Raw genomic sequence first — 16,847 nt, 5'->3', positions numbered from 1 at the left:
CGTGTCAACTTAAGCGAGAAATGGCTTATCTGTTGGCTTCCACACCCGCCTGAGAATTCATTCTCAGGCTCATAGCGCAAGTCTACTGAAGTAGACTCAAAATTTGGTGGAATATCTAGTCATCCGACGATGACTTTCGCTTAAGCCACGGAACTTCAGTTCCTTGTGGGCTATAGGTTTTACGTTAAGTTGACACCAATGGGTAATTTCATACTTCACACTTCATACTTCAGCCTTTATTGTGTGCTTGCCGATCGCTCTAATTCATGGTGATTTTGTCACAGATGGCGTACCTGTAGGAAGAGGACTTGCAACAGGATTGAGATTATTTCCTTGACTGGCTGTGGCTTTTTTGAGTGTTAAAAAAATGTCGTAACGGTTACTGCGGCTGTCGCTGACAGCAGTTGTGATCCCGATTGACCGTGTAATTGCTAGCCAAGTTTGCTGATTGGGTAATAAGTTTGGTAAGGGAAAATTTGTCGCTGTTTGTTCTACATCCAGGAAAAACTGTCCATTGGTGGGATTGGGTTCAGCGGGGACAGTTTGTTGAAAGGGGAGTGTAGTAGCTAGGGTGAAGTTTGGTTTTGGGACTATTTTATCTGTGATGGGAGCGCCAACAACTAAAAAAGCGACATCACCGTCCAACCAGCCGTGGGTAGCGGTTAAAGTCCCAAAGGGGCCGATCCAATTGACAACGGGTTTTCCTGCAACTGTGGTTTGTTGAATTTGGAATTGATATTGGTTTTTCATGACTTCATCTAGCTGCTTGAGAGATTTCTCTGCTGATGGGCGATCGCTTGTTTGTACCATAAACAACAAGCCAGCACGAAAATTCTCGGTGGAGCCTGATTTCGGTGTATTAGGAATGACTGAGACAGCAAACTCGCCTTGCATCCAACTCAGTAAATCCCGATCTAAATCTAGAGTAGTTAAGGATTTTACACCGCCTCGCAGTTGTTCTGGTGCGATGGGTGAGAGGGGATTTCCCTGGGATGTTAAAACATAGTCGCTCCATAACCGTTGTAAGTTACCACCAGATAACATCATTAAGGTTTCTGCTGGTACGCGGTTTTGCATTTTCCCGGCTTTGTTTTCCACAGCTAGCACGCGCTGACTGTTGGGATTGAGCCAAGAAACTCCTTTTAACCGGATTCCTTCTGATTCTAGGGTGAGTGTTCCGGCTAAACCTTGATTATTTTGCAGTTGCGCTAAAACTTGCGCGGGTAAATGGCGATTGGGTGCGGCTGCAGCTATTTTCGCCGCTGTGGGAATATTGACATAAAACTGAGCAAATGGTTGATAATTGGCGATTTTAGGAAAATTATCGGCAAAGCCTGGGCTGGTGGCGAGGGTGGCTTTGTTTCTATAGGCGTCGATGGTTTTTTCTGTGGCTTGGGGATGATCACTAATCACCAAGAAACGCCCGTCGAGTAATGTTGTTGAGAGTTTTTCGCCACTTTGCCCATCAGTTTGTTTGATGGTGAATCCTTGATAGGTGCGGTCAATCCATTGACTTTGTTTGCCTGTTTTTGGTTGTGCCAGAATGGTTTTAGCTTTTTCTGGGTTTTTTACTGGCATCACCATGACTATGGACTGCTGAGTGCTATTAGACTCAACGTTAGTGGCTATAGGCTTGGGTGAATTTGCGGCTGGTGAGAGGATAGCGATTGTTACTTGCTCACCCACCCAAGGTTGAATGTCTTTTTGAAAATCATAACCATTGTTAGTGAGAAAGCGATCGCGCAATTGTAATAAATTTTGCTCTAGTTCTGCTTGGGTTTCTTTTGTGCCAAATTCCCTTAATTTCTGCCATTGTTGAGGATCTGTACTCAGAGAAACCGCCAACAATGCATCTTGGGGAATAATATTTGCACCCACTAACAAATCTCTCGCAAATGGTTGTCCTTGAGTCAGCAACCAAAATGCTCCTATACCACCACCAATCAATAACCCAGTAGCTGAGAGCGTCAGCATCAGGGATGGTTTCTGGTTTTTTTTCACGGGAACAGACACTATAGGCGGTGCCATTGGAACCTACACCTCATACTTGCAAATTTATTACTTGCTTAATTAGTTAAGTAAACCAAAAGGTTTACTTGTTCTTCAAAACAATAGATATATCTACAAATGAATCATGCAATACATGTAACCCCCTGTAGGAACGAAGCAAAAGCAACGTCTCTACATTCATTGTCAAATAGGTCTGAGATATTGATTTCCTGATCCTAAATGGTAATCAACCTTCGGTACTCTTTCAAAAGCCGTGTTTTTGGCTCGGTCACTATGTTGCACATACTGAGTTGTGTTTTGCATATAAACAGGATGCTTGACTCTGGCCTCTTGCCCACAATAGCAGAAGATATAGACGCCAGTTGCGTGAGTCTTGACATTTCCTGGAGATTAATATTAATTCTTAATTCGTAATACTCGCTTTTATGGCTTCCAGATTTCCATCCGTTGCCTAGTACCAATTCTGTAAATTTTGGCAACACATCAATAACCTGTAAGGGCGAACGGCCGTTCGCCCCTACAAATTTATCTGTTGTTTCCTTTTAGGGAATTGATGTAATTTGCCATTAGCGTTGAGACTACCTGACGCTAATGGCAGAAATTGCTCCCCATTTTCAATGTTCTAATTTTTAATTCGCCTAGCTTGCCATTTTTGGATTGCTTCTTGGCCGTCTTCGTAGGCGGTGGTTGTTTCGGGAATTAGGGCTGCGGTTTCAATGGCTGCGTTCAAATCTCCTTGAGCGGCGCGAGTTTTGGCCAGGTCTAAAATCTTTTCGCTCCATTTATTGATGGCTTTTTGTGCCATGTCGAAGCCTGGCTGACCTGGTGGTACTTTTTTACCAACTTCGATCGCTCGATTATAAGTAGAAGCTTGTCTGGGCTTAATTAAGGCGTTGGCGGCGTCTAAAAGGGTGCGATTGCTGAGGTATTGCTTGGCTTCTAATCGCCATTGGTTAATTGCTGCTTGGGCTTGGGGATAAACTTCTGCTTCTTTGGTAACTAATTGTGCTGCAGCAACAGCATTTTGGTACTGTCTTTGTTGGGCGCGTCCCTCTGCTAAGTTGAAAATCATCCGGCTCCAAATTTGGATATTTTCTTGGGCTTGTTCGTATAATGGTTCACCGAGTTTAATTTTTTTAGCAGTGGCGATCGCTAAACTTAAATCGCTGGCCTGAGTTTGTCTCAGGGACATTTTGGCTAAATCTAAAACTGCTTGGCTGCGTTTTTTTGACTGGCTATTGACGGTGGCTGGGGGACTAGATGGATTGGCGGATGGGGTGGGCGCTGCGGAATTGGTAGCGACTGTATTGGGTGAAGTCTTAATAACTTTTGTTTCACTACTACCTGCATTCGGCGGTGTTTTTAATATTCCTTGAGTTCTAAATCTGGTTTGATTACGGAGAAAAATGACGGCGATTAAACCTATGATTAACATGCTGCCGCCAACCCACCATAACAGCTGCTGCCATGATCGGGTGTTGTTGTGAGTTTGCGGCGATCGCTGGGGAATATACCTGTTTCCTGTAGCGGTTTTGGGAGAACGGGATTTAGACCCCACTTCGGATTTGGCTTTTTCTACCCAGGCGGTGGATTGTGGTACTTTTAAATGCTCACCTCTGGGATTAACTGCAGTCTGCGCTCCTGGTGATCCTGACCAAGTGCTGGTTTTTGACGACTCGGTTGTGGTGGTGAGAGCATTATTTTCCAGAGCGGGGGCTGTGAGGGCGACAGCGAAGGATTCTTCGGGAAAAATTACAGTAGCTACTTCGCTTTTGGCTAAGGTGCGATCGCTTGTTTGTGGCAAAGTAGCTTGTTGTTTGGCGGGGATCACAGTCACAGGATTCTGTGTCGGTCGCCAATGGTGTTGACACAATTGCGGCGTCAGCAAGCTTACATAGCTTTCTAAATTTGTCAAGCTATTGCCCTGACCAGAATGCAAAGCCCCTAACAGAGCGGCGGTGAAAAATCCATGTCCTAACTCGGTGCTTTCGTGGGAAAATTGCTCTGGTTGACAAGAAAGAATGGTGGCTAGTTGGAGTTCCTGTGCTAGTTCGATGGTTTCTTGTCCCACAGGTGCATCGGCTTGAGTGCCAAAAGCGCGATTGATATCCAGCATGAGCAATACCTGCAAGTTAGCCATTTGCAGACTTTGCATCAGCGATCGCATTTCTATTCCCGTTTCGGGTACTAAGTCAGGATCGCCCTCCACCGGCATTAAATAATCATTACCTTTGTAGTTAATTCCATAACCGCTAAAAAAGAACCATACATAATCTTGTGGGTGCCAAGATTTAGCCGCCAAATCCTCTAACAACAGCAGAATATTTTCCTTGGTGGGATAGGTGGCTTGATTTCTCATTGGCGGTGAAGTGTCTGTCATCAACAAGCAGTTTTGTGGTTTAAAACCTGCTGTGACTAAAAAATCCTTTAGCGCCTCAGCATCTGCTTGAGCACAATCTAGAGGTTGAAATAAATGATATTGATTAATACCAATAATAATCGCCCAGTAATTTACCATCCCGCTCTTTGTCGGTTGTTGTTTGCTTAAAATTGCGGTTGGCTTTGCCCAAAAAACAAAGCTAACCTGTGTCTTATAGTCTAGGAGATTCTCAGCGAACCCAAAATAACTGTAGCTTTTATTACATAATTTTTCAGAAAATACTCTCACCCAATTTGAGGAGCCACAAAGTCATGAGCAGGGATGTTGACTATCAACCATCATTGATCATTTCCTTTCCATTTATTAGCCAACTTGCCAGAAAAATCCGGACAGTTTCTTTAGCAGTTTTGCTCTCATCGCCAGTCGCTGTATGGTTTTTGACAGAAGCGATCGCCCCTTCTATGGTGTCAGCGCACACAGCGAGAGTTGACTTGGCTATCGACCGCTTACCTGAAGAAAACTACGAAACCATACTGCGGAGGGCGGAAGCAGCCGCTAGAGCAGCCGCCCAACGCAGTTTTGATCAAGATATTTTAGTTACAGATGTTTCCATTATCATTTCCGTACAAAATTACGGAGCGATCGCACCAGTTCTATCTTTAGACGTAACTCGTCCACAATGGCGCACTCGCCCCGATCCCCAACGCTGGGCGACCTATTTTAAAACTGCGCGATCGCTGCTGTTTTTTGAACAAATCCCCACCGCAGGTCAGCCAACCGCCCCAAAGTAATCGACAAATAACATTCCCAGTGTCGAGGGATAGACTAGAATATTAAGGTTGTCAAGAATTGCGATAGGCCCTGTCATGGCTGTTCCTAAGAAGAAAACATCAAAATCCAAAAGAGATAAACGCCGAGCTACCTGGAGACACAAAGCTGCTGTTGAAGCCCAAAAAGCTCTTTCTCTTGGTAAGTCGATTTTGACTGGACGTTCCACATATGTTTATCCAGTCGCTGAAGAAGAAGAAGAATCATAATTAATCATTCAATTCGTCAAGCGTTTTTTCGCGGCTTTACTCACTCAATTATCCAGTAGTCTACCGAAAAAATTTGCTGTTTTTGTAGTTAACGCTTTCGCTTTAAAGCGCTGACTACACAACATATTCAACTAACAAAATCGCTGATTGTTTGAGTTGGTAAAAACACACTTCAGACAATCATCAAAAATCTTATTTTTCTAGCAATATGATAGGAAAATTTTTTCGTAAGCCAGAGGGACAAGAAAGCGATCGCGTTCCTCCAGGACAACACTTAACCAAAGGTTTTCCTGTTCTAACTTATGGTGCGACACCACAAATTACGACAGAAGAATGGCAATTTCGGGTTTGGGGTTTAGTAAAACCTGCTAGCTTTAGTTGGTCAGATTTTATGGCGTTACCCCAACACGAATTTACAGCAGATTTCCACTGTGTCACCCGCTGGTCTAAACTTGATGTCAAATGGACGGGGATCAAGGTAACAGATTTCTTAAATCTGATTGAAATAGACCAGAAAGCAGCCCATATTATGGAACACTGCTATGGGGGATATACTACCAATATTGCGATCGCTGATTTTGTCAGAGAAGAAAATTTCTTCGCTTTCCAAGCCTTCGGCGAACCATTAACTGCAGAACATGGCGGCCCCATGCGGTTAGTTGTTCCCCATCTCTACGCTTGGAAAAGCGCCAAATGGATTAACGGTTTGGAGTTTCTAGAACGGGAAGAATTGGGATTTTGGGAGCGCAACGGTTATCATACCCGTGGTGAACCCTGGGCTGAGGAACGTTACAGCAGTATTTAACAAGGCTCAAGTCTGAAGTATGAAGTATGAAGTATGTAGACGCCTGAAAGGCGGCTTGCCGCAGGCTAGTATGAAATTAAGAAGCTTGTACACTAAGCTTTTCATAGATTTGTAATCGTTGCTTTATTTCCGCCGTGGTGTACTAGTTTTGAAGAGAGAGCTTTTTGTAATTACAAGTTCCCTATTACCCCAAAAATCTTTTTAAAAAAGGTAGCTTCCCTTGATAAGGAGCGTATCGCCAATTTAAATCTAACAAAAAGGAGTTTTTCAAGACACTTTTGTTATGGGAAAAGGTGTCAAAACCCGCTTTACCGTGATAGCTACCTATCCCACTATCACCCACACCGCCAAATGGTAAAGAAGACACACCAACCTGCATTACTGTGTCGTTGAGACAAACTCCACCCGATGTGGTTTCTTGTAAGACGCGGTTTTGCAGGTCTTTGTTTTGAGAAAATAAATATAAGGCTAGGGGTTTTGGTCGAGAATTAATTAAAGCGATCGCTTCTGTAATTTCAGAATACTCAATTATTGGCAGAATCGGCCCGAAAATTTCTTCCTGCATTACAGGAGATGCTGCAGACACATGATCAATAATTGTCGGCGCAATATAGCATTCTGTAGAATTAGTTTCTCCCCCAATGACAATTTCACCATCTTGCAGAAAGTTTACTAATCTATCGAACTGTTTTTGATTAATAATTCGCCCATAATCAGGACTAATGGCGGGATTTTCTCCATAAAATTCCTTCAAGCATTTTTTGAAGCTATCTAATAGTTCGATTTTGATTTTTTTATTCACTAAAAGATAGTCAGGAGCAATGCAAGTTTGTCCAGCATTAATAAATTTACCCCAAACAATTCTTTTAACGGTGTGTTCTAGATTAATTTCTGTGTCTACAATACAAGGACTCTTACCACCTAATTCTAAAGTCACTGGGGTAAGAGTTTTTGCGGCTGCAGCCATGACAATTTTTCCTACATTTGTACCACCAGTAAAAAAGATATGATCAAACTTTTCTGCTATTAGTTGCTGACTGATTTCTACACCTCCTTCGACAACTGTTAAATATTCAGAGTTGAAATATTTAGGAATGATTTCAGCCAAGAGATGAGAAGTACGGGGAGCAAGTTCTGAAGGTTTGATAATTGCACAATTACCTGCAGCGATCGCACCTACTAACGGGGAGATAGTTAACTGAAATGGATAGTTCCAAGCGCCAATAATTAATACAACTCCCAGCGGTTCTGGGTAAATTTTGGCTGAATAAGGGAAAAAATCTAGTGACACCGGCGCTTTTTTCGGTTTTGTCCAAGCGGCGATGTTTTTGAGAGCATAATCAATTTCTTTAGTAACTAAAACTTCGGTCAGATAAGACTCTATTTCCGGTTTATTTAAATCTGCTTTTAAGGCTTGGATAATTGCTTGTTCCTGTTCCAGAACTGCTCTTTTCAGGATTTTGAGTTGTGCTATCCGAAAATCAACACTTTTAGTTTTCCCAGTTTGAAAAAATTCCCGTTGCTGACGAATAATATCTGCTGCAGAAATTGATGAATCTGTCAACATAATTTTTACTTTATTGGTTATTAGTTATTTGTTTACAGCTATCAACTATTCCCAATGCCCCATCCCCTACAATTTCAACGGTAAAAGTACAGTAAATATACTACCTTTATTTGGCTCAGATTCAACTAAAATTGCGCCTTGATGAGCCTCAACAATGCGGCGTGAAAGGTAGAGTCCTAAACCACTACCAGAGCTTTTATGGCTACCTTGGCGAAATCTTTCAAATAAGATAGCTTTCTCTTCGGGAAGAATCCCTGAACCTGTATCTGCTACTTCGATAGTGATATATTTACTACCGATGGAACTGAGAGAAAAGCTTGTTGAAGAGTTGTTGTTAGTCTCAGTTTCCGCACAGAGGTTAATCGACACTGAACCAGATTCGGTAAATTTGATGGCGTTACCAATTAGGTTAGTGAATAAGCGATGTAGTTCTAAGCGATCGCCCATGACTGCGCTTTTAGTTGATTCTGCCGTAAAATTCAGATGAATGGGTAGTGATTTTTCCTGAGCTAGGGGTGTTAATTCTCCGCTGACTTCTTCTAAAAGCTGGGCTACATTTACAGGCTGAAAGGCTAGGGTTTTACGACCGGCTTCAAAACGATAAACTTCTAATAAGGTATTGACCATTGACAGGAGATTGGTATTACTGCGCGCCATAATGGCGATTACCTCCTGCATTTGTGGGGATAAGGTTCCTAGAGCGCCTTGCTGAAACAACATTAGGATGCGGTCTGCGGCCACTAGGGGAGTGCGTAAGTCATGAGTGAGTCGAGAAACAAAATCTTCCCTTTGGCGAGTAATTTCGTCGCGTTCATCTATGCTGTGCTTTAATCGGAGGAGCGATCGCACTCTCGCTAGCAATTCATCTACAGTTACAGGCTTGCGAATAAAATCATCAGCACCCAAATCTAGTCCCTGAGCTACATTAGGCGCGTCATGGGCAGTAATTAACAAAATCGGGATATATTGCTGTAATCTCGTATTTCCACGGACACGCTTAGTAACTTCATAACCATCCATTCCTGGCATCATTAAATCTAGTAACACTAAGTCACAAGGTGATGTTTCCAGTTGTGTCAGTGCGGAAATACCATTTTCTGCAGTGCTAACTATGTAGCCTTCTTCCTCCAAAATAGTTCTGATCAAGAATACATTGTCAGGAGAATCATCAACAACTAGGATTTTGTCCGGGCGCGAAGATTGGGAGTTCATTTAGCAGCAATAGCCAGAGTAAAAGTTAATTTTGGTCAGATTCGTTCTATTTGTATCAAATGTTTGCTGTTTCTTGCTCTCAACCTCCATTTGTAGCAACATTATTTACAGATGAATCAGTAGTCAAGAAGTACTTAAGTTTTTGTTGGCTGTGAATTAGTCGAGTTTGACGGGAAATAATTAATAATTCATTGAATCATGGCTGGTCAACTTTTAGCACAAGATGCAGCAGATGATTTCCAAATTTTAGTAACATTTAATGCATGTAAAGTAACAAGTAGTCATGAGCGTGGGTATGTAGAGGGGTATTTGCCTGCTCAATGTCTACAGTAAACCAAAAGAAGTTGATATTATTCGGTATACAGTGTACTTGACAAAGTAAATGAGAATAATTTAGGCGATGCCTGCTGCGGGCTTTGCCTACGCTTTTTTTCAAGACAGAGGAGGAAAGGGCGATCGCTTGGTAAAATTTTGGCAATCGATTGATACTAAAGCGTAGAATACCACTGTTAGACTAAAAGCAATGATGAGAAAGTAGCAGATGGTTTCCAGGGTCGGAATTACTGATACCATTAAAAGCTTGAGTGATTTAAAGACTCGTTGTAATTTAACCCAAGCTGATAGTGATCGCTTTTTTTCTGAATGGATTGACAAATTACCCGAACTCAACCAACAAGAACAGGCGGGTATTGCTCGAATTAAGCAACGTTATGATTACCACCGAGTTGATGGTCTACTGTTAGAAGGTACGATTAACCTTTTAGTAGTTTCGCCGTTGTTAGACCTCGCAGGCTTTCTCGATCCACCATATCGAATTCGCTCACCTTATGGTGTGGAATTAGAACTTGCAGATCCTGATGAAACGATTCGCGGTTTTATTGACACATTAGTTGTGCAATCAAGGCTGTGGATTTTGGTTGTGGAATCGAAACGAAATAGCATTCCCGTACCAGCAGCATTACCGCAGTTATTAGCTTATATGCTGACTAATCCTCAGAGCGATCAACCTGTGTTCGGAATGGCGACAAACGGCGACGAGTTTGTATTTCTCAAGCTAACTCTAAAAGACACTCCGCAGTACGATGTATCAAGGACATTTTCTTTGTTTCCTCGACGACATGAGTTAGCTGAAGTCTTGCGAATTCTCAAGCGATTGGGACAAGCTGTGTTGGGGTAAAGTTTTCCTTTTGCTCACAAAGAACAATGAAAATTTCTTTCCCTAGTCCCTAGTCCCTATTCCCTAATCCCTATTCCCTATTTTCACTGTTGTTGTAACCAAGTTACTAAATCAGCTTCTGTGGAGAAATCTAGCAACGCTTCTGCTAAATCTTCTAACTGAGTTGATGATAACCCACGCAGTTGCTGTTGTAATTCCGGGGTGATTCCACCAAGTCGCCGTGTTAATTGGCGCTGGATGATTTTCAATTCTCCTTGTTGTAGCCCTTGTTGTATCCCTTCCTCCATCCAACTGGTGACGATTTGCATAACTACCTCTTGTTGAGTTGGTTCAAATTGAGCAATCTCAGCTTGGAATATTTTTGTTTCTTGGGCGTTTAGTCGTAGGTAGGTATCAATAAACCCAGAAATCAACTGCATCCGCGCTGGATCTAATTGCAACGTAGCTAAGAGACGCAGACACTCAGATTTTACTCTGGGACGGTCTTTTGGTGCTATGTTCATCTTAGCCATCAGCGCACTAGCTACCGGATTTTGTTGTTGCAGGTATTCCCGCCAATTCAGGCGATTTAACTGGATGACATCATAGTTAAACTGCAAGATAACTTTATTGGGAAATGCTACCTGATGAAAATTTGGCTCGGTTTTTTTGGGGCGATCGTAAGAAAATAAGGCGATAGGGTAAACTGGATTAAACTCAGCAAGACTGTCGCCAGTCCTGCTGGTCTTCAAAACCGTGCATGAAACTTTCACCTCACACGGCTCCTCAATGACTTGACCCTTGTCATGGGTACTTCCCGCTTACCACATCACATTTGTTTCTGTATCGCTCTTATGTCGGTCATAAGAGTTGTCAGTGGCAGTTTTAACGTGGTGACAATGCCTATGTAAGGCTTGTAGATTATCATATATATCCTTTCCACTAACCGATTTAGGGATAATATGGTCAATCTCAATTAAATCGTCTTCTCTAAAGTACAGTCCGCAGTGGGCACATTTCCCTTTTTGCTTCTTGAGTAGTGTTGCTATCTTTTTAGGTACTAGGGGATGATTGCCCTTTCTTGCACTCCAGTATTTTAAGTTTCCATTGAACGGTGAAGCGTCACCTTTTACCTTTACGTGTCTCACAATTTCTTTTTGTGAGTGTTTGAATAGCTTCACTGTGACTTCACCGTTCTCTGTTGCTGCAAATACCCAATTTTCGCCGCCTACTGTGTGCCAATATTTATTGGCTACCCAACTACCTGATTTCTTGGAATGACGGCGTTTTCCCCAGCGTTTTAACTTCAGATACACTAGTCTGCCTAACTTTGAAAATATCTCTTTACTCACAACTGTTGAATAATAGTTTACCCATCCCCTTATTACCGGGTTAAGTTTACTGATTAGTGCTTCCTGTGGAGCGCTTTTGTGGTTATCGATTATTCTGGCTATGTCGTCGTAGTGTTTCTTTATTGCTTTGTCGCTGGGCTTGATGAGTGTTTTAAATCCTAACTTCTTGCCATGTCCGTTTTTTCCAGAGTTATTCTTCCCCACTTTGTATTGTTTTACATGGAAACCAAGGAAGTTAAATCCTATATCTTGGGAGTTTACTCTATCAAGGAATTTGAAAGTTGAGACAATGCGGGTAACGAGTCGCACCAAACCGTATTTTTCATATAATCTGGCGAAGTAGCGATACATCCGCAAGTCAAAATCTTCTTCGTAATAAGCTTGATGTTCTAGATGTACTAGAAAAAAAGATTCTTGTCCCCTAAATCTGGCTTTTACAAGTATATCAGTTTCATATTTCTCTCCCGCAGTGACATCAGTGAATACTTCTTTGTCGATGAAGCAGATGGTGTCACGTTCTAGATAGGTGGTGATTTCTGGGAGGAATAACTCTAGGAATTCCCAGAAGAAGGTGGTGAGTAGTTCTTTGAATAAGCGATCGTGATCTATCATAGTTAGATTTATATCATTTATCAGCAAAATATCCTCATTCACGAGTATCAAAGCCTCATTCACGAGCAAAAAATACTCGTCGATGAGCAAAATATCCTCATTCACGAGTATCAAAAACTCATTCACGAGCAAAAAATACTCGTGGATGAGCAAAATATCCTCATTCATCAGCAAAATCTTCTCGTTCACGAGTATTAAAGCCTCATTCACAAGCATAAAATACTCGTTGATGAGCAAAATATCCTCGTTTACGAGTATCGAAGACTCATTCGCAAATTAATTAAGCCAAAGCGTGTAGCTACGGGTATCGCTTTTTTTATCTCACGCAAAGGCGCAAAGACGCAGAGGAAGAGAAAAAGAGAGCGATCGTATTCAGGGAGAGCAATTGAATAGGGGCTATTTTTGTATTGGATTAGTACTCAGCTAATTTTAAATTTCATCTTAATTTTGGGAACTCTAATAATAACAATCACTAAAGTAAAGAGTTTTCCAATGGACAAATTAATTATTGAAGACGGAACGCATAAAGCATGGTTACTAATAAGCAATCATGACCGCCAACATGCTGGTAATCTTGGTTATGTCGACGAAATTTCCAAGGTATATCAGTATGACAATGAGGTTCCATATTGTCGTCAACTTGCTGAAAGTGATCTAGTTCTATTAAGGGATAAAAAACAGCTTATTGGTGTTGCTAGAATTGAATTAATACAGATATATGAAGCAACAAAAAAATTATTGCGTTGTCCTTCATGTTTTAAAACAAAATTCAATAGACGCAAAAACAAGAAACCCACTTTTCATTGTTATGATTGTGGTCATGATTTTGATATAGCCCTGGAAGATACTATAAATTGTGAAAACCGTACTGCTAATTTTGGTGATACATTTATTTTCACAGAACGCGCTGTCAGTATTGAGGCGTTAAAAGATGCTTGGCTGAATAAAAGTAAACAATTGTCAATGCGACCAATTGATTTCTCACTTATTGAAGCAACTTTACTCAGAAATGCTCCTGATGTCGCTAAACTACTGAATCAAAACCAAAGTTTTAACTATCTCAAAGCTGATGGAGCTTATGAAGATGATCGAACGGTTGAATATTTTCCTACAGGAGAAGATAGACGCGAAACAGTATTTAGGCAAATTAAGGAACGTCGTGGACAGTCCAAATTTAGAAACTTGTTGCGTCAATGCTATGGCGACCAATGTATGATTAGTAGGTTAAAGCTACTTGATGTTTTAGAAGCTGCTCATATCTCACCATATCGCGGTACTGATGATAATCATCCAGATAATGGACTTTTGTTGCGTGCAGATTTACATACTTTATTTGATTTGAATTTGTTGGGTATTAACCCAGAGTCTCTAGAAGTGAAATTTCATCCAAAAATCCTGGAAACTGGTTATCAAAAACTGGAGGGTAGAAAACTTAGATGCTCTAAACATAAGCCAAGCCAGTCAGCACTTGTGTCTAGATGGAAGCAATTTTTAAACCGTCTTAACGAAAATTCTTAAAATAGACCTTTGCGCCTTTGCGCCTTTGCGCGAACTAAATCTTAAAAAAAACTTGCCTCAGAAGCATCACTCTCCCAAGGCAAGAACTCTCTAATTCTTTATTAACTCCGCGCCCTTGGCGTTCTTGGCGGTTAGTTTAAAGTTGCTTCACTTCGGAAACCAACTTCGCCACCATATCCTTAGCGCTACCAAACAGCATTGTGGTTTTATCCTTGTAGAACAATTCATTATCTACACCGGCAAAACCTGTACTCATCCCGCGCTTAATCACGATTGTCTGTTTCGCTTTATCAACTTCCAAAATCGGCATACCATAAATTGGGCTATTGGTATCGCTACGCGCCGCTGGATTTACTACATCGTTTGCCCCAATTACTAAAGCTACATCGGCTTGCTCAAATTGAGGATTGATATCATCCATGTCATACAACTGGGTATATGCCACATTCGCCTCAGCCAATAACACATTCATGTGTCCTGGCATTCTTCCCGCTACAGGGTGAATAGCGTACTTGACATCAACGCCCATCCGTTCGAGTTGATCTGCCAATTCGCGGACGCTATGTTGAGCTTGGGCAACTGCCATCCCATAACCAGGGACAATTACCACAGAACGAGCATAACCCAACATCATCGCTCCTTCTTCGGGATCGATACTGCGGACGGTTTGATCAGTTGCAGCACCACCAGCGCCACCGCCAGCCGCACTACCTGTACCAAAAGCGCTGAACAGTACACTGAAGAGTGAACGGTTCATCGCCTTACACATAATTTCGGTAAGGATAATACCAGAAGCGCCCACCAACGCCCCAGCGATGATTAACATATTGTTCATCACCACGAAACCTGCGGCGGATGCGGCAATACCTGACAAGGAGTTTAACAATGAAATTACCACGGGCATGTCACCGCCACCAATGGGGATGACGAACATGACACCCAATATCAGGGAAACAAAAACTACTGCTAAGAATATGGGTAGGCTGTCTGGTGTGATGATTAAGTAGGCACTACCCAACACATAAGCACCCAGCAGTAACAAGTTAAATGGTTGCTGGAAAGGAAATGTAATCGGGGAACCGCTGATTAAACCTTGCAATTTAGCAAAGGCGAGAAAGCTACCTGTGAAGGTGACGCCACCGATTAACACATCCAATAACATGGAAATGTTGACATCCAGAGGTACAGGTGCGCCGGAATCTAATAACCGCCAAAATTCAGCGACGGCGACTAAAGCAGAAGCCGCACCACCCAAACCGTTGAGTAAACCCACCATTTGGGGCATTTCCGTCATTTGCACTTTGTAGGCTGCGATCGCACCAATTGCTGAACCAATCGCCAAGCCTAGCAAAATCATCTCATAGTTCAACACGTGCTGATCTAGCAGTGTTGCTACAATCGCCAGCAGCATTCCCACAGCGGCAACCACATTACCATTCCTAGCTGTGGCAGGTGATCCCAGCTTTTTCAAACCCAGAATGAATAAGGATGCAGCGACTAAATACGTCAGTTGAATCCCAGTTGGTAAAAAGTCGCTCACGCCTTAACCTCCTTTTTTTTGAACATTTGCAACATTCTGTCTGTCACGAGAAAACCACCCACAACGTTGACTGTTGCGAGTACCACAGCAATCAAACCGAGAACGACTGATACACTAGTTTCTCTCGCACCAGCAGCAACAATCGCCCCCAACACCGCAATTCCAGAAACTGCATTTGAGCCTGACATTAACGGTGTATGCAGAGTGGGCGGTACTTTGTTGATGACCTCAAAACCGATAAACGACGCCAAAACAAATACAAATAAAGCCGCAAGTAATGCTTCATTCATCAGATCAAAACTCCTTGTGTGTATGGGGAATAGGGCGTAGGAAGTGTGGGAGGTGTGGGAGGAGGGGGAAGTGTGGGAGGTGTGGGAGGAAGGAGAAGATAGCAAGCGTCAGCATAAATTCTTTTTTTCTCTCATCTCCTCACACTCCCCACACTCCCCATCACCCCATCACCCCATCACCCCACTCCCTAACTAACTGCAGATTGCTGAGTGTTAACTGCTGCTAAAGCTTCTTGCACACGTTGGTTACGAATTTCTCCGGCGTGGGTGATGGTAGCGGCGTCAACGATGTCATCAGCAAAGTTAACTTGTAATGCTTTTTCTTTATTAATCAATAGTTGCATCAACGATGTTACGTTTTTGGCGTACAACTGGCTGGCGTGGACTGGCATCGAGGATGGTAAATTGATGGGGCCGATAATTGTCACGCCGTTCCAGACAATATCTTTACCGGGTGCAGTGCAGGCGCAATTACCACCTTGTTCGGCGGCTAAATCGACAATTACTGAACCGGGTTTCATTTGAGAAACCATTTCTTCGGTGACTAGGCGTGGGGCTTTTCTCCCTGGTACTTGGGCGGTAGTGATAACCACGTCGGCATTTTTGACGTGTTCGGTGACAACTTCTTGGGTGCGTTGTTTGCTGGCTTCGGAGATTTCTTTGGCGTAACCACCAGCGGCGGTGGTTTCTTCTTCGAGTTTAACTTCGACGAATTTCGCCCCTAAGCTTTGTACTTCTTCTTTTACCGCTGGCCGGATGTCGAAGGCTTCTACCACTGCGCCTAGGCGTCTAGCGGTGGCAATCGCTTGCAATCCTGCCACACCTGCACCCATAATAAATACTTTCGCGGGGGCGATCGTGCCTGCGGCGGTTGTCAGCATGGGAAAATATTTCGGTAAGGCTGCGGCAGCAATTAATACTGCTTTGTAACCTGCTAAGGACGCTTGGGAAGACAAAGCATCCATACTTTGCGCCCTGGTGCTGCGGGGGATCAACTCCATGCTGAGGGCGGTTACTTTGCGGTTTTTCAGTTGCTCTGCTACCAGGGGATTTCCTAAGGGATTGAGGAAGCTAATTAATACAGCTCCTTCTTTTAACAACTCAATTTCTGAGCGTCCATTTTCCCTTTCTTGTGGTGGACTAACTTTGAGCAAAATATCAGCTTCACCCCATAATGTAGCCGTATCAGCGATAATTTTCGCTCCTGCTGCTGCATACGCAGCATCGCTAAAAAACGATCGCTCTCCCGCACCTGATTCTACCCAAACTTCTAAACCCTGTTTGACTAACCGGGCAACGATATCAGGAATTAATGCTACACGACGTTCACAAACTTCAATTTCTTTGGCAACTGCTATTCTCATGAAA

The 16,847-nt window shown here is 42.7% G+C and carries 15 protein-coding genes; 6 read left to right on the top strand and 9 right to left on the bottom strand.

The window, feature by feature from the left end; genetic code table 11:
• Positions 1-264: 264 nt before the first annotated feature.
• Both MIC7126_RS0115960 and MIC7126_RS0115955 read right to left on the bottom strand, forming a co-directional pair.
• On the bottom strand, positions 265-2,028 hold the full coding sequence (locus MIC7126_RS0115960) for a DUF3352 domain-containing protein (protein WP_026100306.1): 1,764 nt from the start codon (positions 2,026-2,028) through the stop codon (positions 265-267).
• A 604-nt stretch (positions 2,029-2,632) separates the two neighbouring features.
• Positions 2,633-4,528 carry a caspase family protein gene (locus tag MIC7126_RS0115955; RefSeq protein WP_026100305.1) on the bottom strand — a complete coding sequence of 632 codons (1,896 nt, stop codon included), beginning with the start codon at positions 4,526-4,528 and terminating at the stop codon, positions 2,633-2,635.
• 173 nt (positions 4,529-4,701) lie between these two features.
• Here MIC7126_RS0115955 and MIC7126_RS0115950 point away from each other — a divergent pair, with 173 nt between their 5' ends.
• From MIC7126_RS0115950 to MIC7126_RS0115940, 3 genes are all read left to right on the top strand, one after another.
• Entirely contained in the window at positions 4,702-5,181 is a 480-nt protein-coding gene (locus MIC7126_RS0115950) for a hypothetical protein (RefSeq protein ID WP_017654162.1), read from the top strand.
• A 75-nt stretch (positions 5,182-5,256) separates the two neighbouring features.
• Positions 5,257-5,427, top strand: coding sequence for a 50S ribosomal protein L32 (rpmF, locus tag MIC7126_RS0115945; protein WP_017654161.1), 171 nt, complete (start codon positions 5,257-5,259; stop codon positions 5,425-5,427).
• Between the two features lie 208 nt (positions 5,428-5,635).
• Complete coding sequence (locus tag MIC7126_RS0115940; RefSeq protein ID WP_017654160.1) at positions 5,636-6,232, top strand: sulfite oxidase-like oxidoreductase; 597 nt, start codon at positions 5,636-5,638, stop codon at positions 6,230-6,232.
• 184 nt (positions 6,233-6,416) lie between these two features.
• Here MIC7126_RS0115940 and MIC7126_RS0115935 read toward each other — a convergent pair whose 3' ends face one another.
• Positions 6,417-7,799 (bottom strand): aldehyde dehydrogenase family protein, encoded by a 1,383-nt coding sequence (locus MIC7126_RS0115935; protein ID WP_017654159.1) that lies wholly within the window; start codon positions 7,797-7,799, stop codon positions 6,417-6,419.
• 66 nt (positions 7,800-7,865) lie between these two features.
• Positions 7,866-9,011: an ATP-binding response regulator gene (locus tag MIC7126_RS0115930; protein ID WP_017654158.1), complete on the bottom strand. Its 1,146-nt coding sequence runs from the start codon at positions 9,009-9,011 to the stop codon at positions 7,866-7,868.
• Between the two features lie 541 nt (positions 9,012-9,552).
• On the opposite strand from MIC7126_RS0115930, the gene MIC7126_RS0115915 reads away from it, so the two are divergent.
• A complete protein-coding gene (locus MIC7126_RS0115915; protein WP_017654155.1) occupies positions 9,553-10,188 on the top strand; it encodes a hypothetical protein in 636 nt (211 codons plus the stop codon).
• A gap of 83 nt (positions 10,189-10,271) precedes the next feature.
• Here MIC7126_RS0115915 and MIC7126_RS27720 read toward each other — a convergent pair whose 3' ends face one another.
• Positions 10,272-10,940, bottom strand: coding sequence for a DUF4351 domain-containing protein (locus MIC7126_RS27720; RefSeq protein ID WP_238553645.1), 669 nt, complete (start codon positions 10,938-10,940; stop codon positions 10,272-10,274).
• A 48-nt stretch (positions 10,941-10,988) separates the two neighbouring features.
• Positions 10,989-12,368, bottom strand: coding sequence for a group II intron maturase-specific domain-containing protein (locus tag MIC7126_RS32330; RefSeq protein ID WP_154655902.1), 1,380 nt, complete (start codon positions 12,366-12,368; stop codon positions 10,989-10,991).
• Between the two features lie 255 nt (positions 12,369-12,623).
• Between MIC7126_RS32330 and MIC7126_RS28645 the strand changes: the two genes are divergently transcribed.
• The gene (locus tag MIC7126_RS28645; RefSeq protein ID WP_017654152.1) at positions 12,624-13,649 is read left to right on the top strand and encodes an HNH endonuclease; all 1,026 of its coding nucleotides are present in this window, start codon (positions 12,624-12,626) and stop codon (positions 13,647-13,649) included.
• 136 nt (positions 13,650-13,785) lie between these two features.
• Here the strand turns inward: MIC7126_RS28645 and MIC7126_RS0115895 are convergent, their stop codons facing one another.
• A complete protein-coding gene (locus MIC7126_RS0115895; RefSeq protein WP_017654151.1) occupies positions 13,786-15,189 on the bottom strand; it encodes an NAD(P)(+) transhydrogenase (Re/Si-specific) subunit beta in 1,404 nt (467 codons plus the stop codon).
• A complete protein-coding gene (locus MIC7126_RS0115890; RefSeq protein ID WP_017654150.1) occupies positions 15,186-15,479 on the bottom strand; it encodes an NAD(P) transhydrogenase subunit alpha part 2 in 294 nt (97 codons plus the stop codon). The genes MIC7126_RS0115895 and MIC7126_RS0115890 overlap by 4 nt, the downstream gene beginning before the upstream one ends.
• A 43-nt stretch (positions 15,480-15,522) precedes the next feature.
• On the opposite strand from MIC7126_RS0115890, the gene MIC7126_RS29465 reads away from it, so the two are divergent.
• Positions 15,523-15,675, top strand: a complete 153-nt coding sequence (locus MIC7126_RS29465) for a hypothetical protein (protein WP_154655901.1) — start codon at positions 15,523-15,525, stop codon at positions 15,673-15,675.
• Here MIC7126_RS29465 and MIC7126_RS0115885 read toward each other — a convergent pair.
• Complete coding sequence (locus MIC7126_RS0115885; protein ID WP_017654149.1) at positions 15,668-16,843, bottom strand: Re/Si-specific NAD(P)(+) transhydrogenase subunit alpha; 1,176 nt, start codon at positions 16,841-16,843, stop codon at positions 15,668-15,670. The two genes, MIC7126_RS29465 and MIC7126_RS0115885, sit on opposite strands and share 8 nt — an antisense overlap.
• Positions 16,844-16,847: the final 4 nt, after the last annotated feature.

Origin of the sequence: Fortiea contorta PCC 7126 (assembly GCF_000332295.1) — a bacterium.
Lineage (GTDB): Bacteria > Cyanobacteriota > Cyanobacteriia > Cyanobacteriales > Nostocaceae > Fortiea > Fortiea contorta.
This window is presented reverse-complemented; position numbering and strand designations above follow the sequence as displayed.